General features: G+C 28.6%; 6 protein-coding genes. 1 reads left to right on the top strand and 5 read right to left on the bottom strand.

What is annotated here, in order from left to right; all coding sequences use genetic code 11:
• Positions 1–45: 45 nt before the first annotated feature.
• The 4 genes from LLF98_RS11920 to LLF98_RS11905 form a co-directional block, all read right to left on the bottom strand.
• Complete coding sequence (locus LLF98_RS11920; protein ID WP_366512106.1) at positions 46–924, bottom strand: LysR family transcriptional regulator; 879 nt, start codon at positions 922–924, stop codon at positions 46–48.
• Between the two features lie 182 nt (positions 925–1106).
• Positions 1107–2723 (bottom strand): IS66 family transposase, encoded by a 1617-nt coding sequence (locus tag LLF98_RS11915; RefSeq protein WP_291703857.1) that lies wholly within the window; start codon positions 2721–2723, stop codon positions 1107–1109.
• Positions 2724–2820: 97 nt separating this feature from the next.
• Positions 2821–3171: an IS66 family insertion sequence element accessory protein TnpB gene (gene tnpB, locus LLF98_RS11910; protein ID WP_291703855.1), complete on the bottom strand. Its 351-nt coding sequence runs from the start codon at positions 3169–3171 to the stop codon at positions 2821–2823.
• A complete protein-coding gene (locus LLF98_RS11905) occupies positions 3165–3479 on the bottom strand; it encodes a hypothetical protein (protein WP_291703853.1) in 315 nt (104 codons plus the stop codon). Before LLF98_RS11905 ends, tnpB begins: the two co-directional genes overlap by 7 nt.
• Before the next feature lie 155 nt (positions 3480–3634).
• Here LLF98_RS11905 and LLF98_RS11900 point away from each other — a divergent pair, with 155 nt between their 5' ends.
• Positions 3635–4633 carry a YeiH family protein gene (locus LLF98_RS11900; RefSeq protein WP_291703850.1) on the top strand — a complete coding sequence of 333 codons (999 nt, stop codon included), beginning with the start codon at positions 3635–3637 and terminating at the stop codon, positions 4631–4633.
• Here LLF98_RS11900 and LLF98_RS11895 read toward each other — a convergent pair.
• Complete coding sequence (locus tag LLF98_RS11895; RefSeq protein ID WP_291703848.1) at positions 4605–4760, bottom strand: hypothetical protein; 156 nt, start codon at positions 4758–4760, stop codon at positions 4605–4607. The two genes, LLF98_RS11900 and LLF98_RS11895, sit on opposite strands and share 29 nt — an antisense overlap.
• Between the last annotated feature and the right edge of the window lie 164 nt (positions 4761–4924).

Genomic DNA, 4924 nt, shown 5'->3' with positions numbered 1-4924 from the left:
TATAACAATACTTCTAGTCAGATTTTTATACTCTTAAAATATTTTTTAAAATTCATTAAATAGCTTTCTATATAAATTTTCAAAAGCACTATTTTTTCTCCAGATAAAATAAAAATTATGATTTTTCTGTAAATCATCAATTTCTATTTTTTTTAAAGTTCCATTTTCTAATTCATCTTTTACTGCAACTTCATATAAGGTTGTAATGCCATTATCATTTTTTACTAAATGTTTTATTGCATTAATATTTCCTATTTCTATAACTTTTCTAAAATCATTTGTAGTTAAGTTTTGTCTTTCTAAGTTTTTTTCAAAAATATCTCTTGTACCAGATCCTTTTTCTCTTATAATCAATGTTTCTTCAAGTAAATCTTCTAATACATGTGGTTGTTTTTTTAACTTATAATTTTTCCCTGCAACACAAATATACTTTTCCTTTGAATATATAACATAATCATATTCATTTTTTATAAAATATCCCTCTACTAACGCAAAATCAATTACACCATGCTCTAATTTATAAATAAGTTCTTTAGTATTTTCTACAATCATAGTAATTTTCATCTTCCTATTTTCATTCAAATAATTGTGAAGTTTTGATGGTAATATAAATTCTCCAATTGTACGGGTTGCACCAAACTTGAGACTTTGTATACCTAATTTTTCTTGAATAATTTTTTCTTTTAGATACTCATTATCATGTTTTATTGTGATAGCAGTTTGATAAAATATCTCTCCTGATTTTGTAAGATTTATTTTTTTACCTTCATATTCAAAGAATTTTGTATCATAAATTTTTTCTAAATATTTAATATGTTGTGAAACTGCAGGTTGCGTAATACACAGTATTTGTGCCGCTTTAGTAAAATTCATATATTCACAAACAGTTAAAAATGTATTTATTCTAAAATCCAACAAATTCATCACCTCTTTAACATAATCATAACATATTTTTATTATTGCATAAAAATAAATAATTTTATCTGTAAGCGTCAAAGAATCGACGCGTAGCAGATATAAAAATCAGATGATATAATAAAAATCAGTAGTTTTGCAATTGCTTTCCTACTGATTTTTAAATTTAAAATTGAAATGATAGTAGTTATTTATTTACATCTAGAAGCCCTTAGCTTGGGAGGAATATCCTTTGACCAAGGCATAATTTTTAACATCATATCCTTATCTTTTAAATCCACATTCGATAGTATACCTAATAGATATACTAAATATTTTTCTACTATTAGTTCGTTAGCTTTAGCTGTTTCAATTATACTATATATTGAAGCACTTGCTTTTGCACCTTTAGCTGTATTGGAGAATAACCAATTCTTGCGGCCGATAACAAAAGGCTTTATAGATCTTTCCGCACCGTTATTATCTATTTCTAATGATCCATCAAGTAATAGAGTTTTCATATCAGGCAAAAGCTTTCTAGAATAATCTAATGCTTTACCTAATGGACTTTTAGAAAGTGCATTTTTAAGTTCTCTTTTAGCATACTCTTGGAATTCATCAAGAAGGGGTGCTGATTTTTCAAGCCTTATTTCAAAACGTTTATTATAGTAATTATCCTCCTTAGAGTAGGCTTCTCGTAAGTCTTTTTCTATTTTATAAAGTTGTTCACAATAATTAAACCCTATTATAGCTCTTGATTTTTTAAGGGCGTCTTTATCTAAATTTATTACTATTTCATGGAATTTTCTTCTGATATGAGCTAAACAATAAAGTCTTTTTATATTATCTACTTTATTGTAACCATTATATCCGTCGGTTTGTAAGAAACCAGAAAATCCTTTTAGAAATTCTCTTGGACAAGAGCTGGATCTTGTCTTTTGATAATCATATAAGATAATTGGTTCTTTTGAAGCACCACTCTTATATAACCACATATATTTTTTAGACTTAGAGTCCTTGCCGTTATCGTCGATAACTTGCACGGTTGTCTCATCCGCCTGAATGTACTTTCTCTTTAAAAGTTCATCCTTCATAATATCATAGACACCTTGAAGCACACCAGCGGCTGCTATTGTCCAATTGGACATAGTTTGTCTTGAGATATCAGCGCCTAACATTTTGAAATAAGTTTCTTGTCTGTAAAGTGGCATTGCATGCTGATATTTCATTATAATCATATGCGCTATTAACTCATTTGAAGCCATGCTTTTATAAAAAACTGTATTAGGAGCTTTAGTTGTAATTATATTTGCATCACCAGATGATTCTTCGCAAGGCTTGCACGCATAACTATATGTAATATGTTCTTCTATATAAAGCTTTGCAGGTACATATTTTAAAATCTCTTTAGAAGACTTTTTACCTATAAGTGTTAAAATGCTGCCACATTTATCACATATAGATTCTTCACCCTCAAGCTTATGTTCTATAATAATTTTTTCTAAATTTGCTAAGTTATCTTTCTTGCCAATAATTTTTTTAGGATTATTGTTTCTAAGATAAGTTATTTCTTCAAGAGTAGGTTCTGGAACATCTGAATTACTGTTCTTTTCAGCCTCATCAAAAATAGACATTTGATCCATATCAAGTTGTTCACTCGATTGACCAAATATTTTTCTGTTTTTATTAAGTAATTGCGCTTTTAAATAATCCAGTTCATTTTTTAAATTATTAATTTCTTTGTCTTTAGATTCAAGTTCTTTTTCCATTTTAGATATTAATAATTTTGTATTTTCATCAAGTTCGTTTTCTAAAAATTCATGTTTCATCTTACTACCTCATACGTTTTCTCTAATTATATTATACCACAAAACCCTTTGTTTCCAAAGGGTTAGGCGTGATTTATATCATTAAATATTAAGTTTTTTAGTAGTAATTTTTTTCGGTAATTGGCTTAAATTTAGAAATAGTTCTTATCTCATAACCTTTAAGTAACCATTTCAAATCATCCTTATTTACCTTTAAAGCTTCTTCCTTAGTCATAGGCCACTTGAATCTATTATTTTCTAATCTATAATAATAAAGCCAGAATCCCTCATCGAAATGAAGTATCTTAAGCTTGTTCATTTGCTTATTACAAAATACAAACAAAGCCTTATCAAAAGGATCTAGTTTTAACTGATTTTCTACAAGCATAGTAAGTCCATCAATACTTTTTCTAAGATCGGTTACGCCACAGGCTAAATACACAATTTTGACTTTATCTATATTTAACATATTCTAGCCAATTGCTTAATTATATCTGATAATACTGCTATTTCATTAGCCGGTATAAAGATATTTGCCTTACCAATCTCTATTTTTATAGTTTTTGTAGAATCTCTTTTAGTGTCAGCAGCTTTTTCTTCATCAAAAGATATAGCATGAAATATCGGCTCATTTTCTTCTTCAAAGCTCCTTTTATTATAATAAAACTGACCCTTACTAATATTATTCTCTTGGCAGAACTTAGTTACCGTTCCTTCGTAAGAAGAAAACTTATCTATGAATTCTTTCCAAGTTTCTTTACTAACTCTCTTTGCCATTACAGACAGACCTCCCTTATGTATCTTATTATCTGTAATTTTAGCAAAGGTATTTATATCTATCTAGGCATCAATTTTTTTACGATTACTTTTATCTTATAGTTAAAATCTGCTAGTATATTTTTAATATAACAGTTAAGAAAAGAGGAACTATGATGAATTTTATAAAAAAAAATTACCAAGGTGTATTACTTTGCTTTTTAATAGGTATTATAGCTTGGTTGCTTGGAAAAACTTTTTCAATTATAGGAGGTCCAGTATTTGCAATTTTATTAGGCTTATTAATCGCACTTTTCCCACGCAAGGATCACTTTGAAAGTGGAATTACGTTTACATCGAAAAAAATACTCCAATATGCTATTGTTCTACTTGGCTTTGGAATGAACTTTATTCAAATATTTAAAGTAGGTGATCAATCACTATTGATTATAATTTCAACAATTTCAACCTCACTAATTATTTCATATGTCGTAAGCAAATTAATGAAGATTCCTTCAAATGTCTCTATATTAGTTGGTATAGGATCCTCAATATGTGGTGGATCTGCAATTGCTGCAACAGCACCAGTTATTGACGCTAATGATGAGGAGATTGCAAAATCAATTTCTATCATTTTCTTATTTAATGTAATTGCTGCATTTTTATTCCCTGTTCTCGGTAACTTATTAGGGCTTACTGATATAGGTTTCGGAATGTGGGCTGGAACTGCTATAAATGATACTTCTTCAGTAGTCGCTGCAGCACAAACTTGGGCAAGTGCTCATGGAAATGATATAGCATTAAATTATGCTACAATAGTTAAACTTACACGAACTCTTGCTATAATTCCAATTACATTAGTACTCGCTTTATACCGTTCTAAGAAAAATACAACTACTTCAGTTAAACTTTCAAAAATATTTCCATGGTTTGTTTTATTTTTCTTGTTAACTGCTATTATTAGTACAGTATTTAATATGAGCACGATCTTTACAAAACCTCTAACTGAAGCAGGTAAATTCTTTATTACAATGGCTATGGGTGCAATTGGTTTAAATACTAATATTGTAAAGTTAATCAAAACAGGAGGAAAACCAATTATTATGGGACTTTGTTGTTGGATAAGTATTGCGTTTGTTAGTCTTCTTATGCAACATTTATTACATATTTGGTAATATTATTTAATAATACTTCTTCCCCATCAAGGGCAAAAATTACGTTAAAACCTTCTTTTTCTATATAAGGCTTCAAAATTTTAATGATTTCTAAATTATCATCAACAATCAGAATATTTTTATTCATTTTTTATCACCTAGTTATCTTATGTGAACTACCTCGAAGCTAAAGACTTCGAAGCTTCTTGATCAATATAGCTACTGCTACAAGTTTACCCAAGCTTACAAGGTCGAACCAACCTCAATATAATACCAATAGCTTATACTATCAGCTTTTCTAGATTTTTACTT

The sequence above is a fragment of the Clostridium sp. genome, assembly GCF_021372645.1.
GTDB lineage: Bacteria > Bacillota > Clostridia > Clostridiales > Clostridiaceae > Clostridium.
This window is presented reverse-complemented; position numbering and strand designations above follow the sequence as displayed.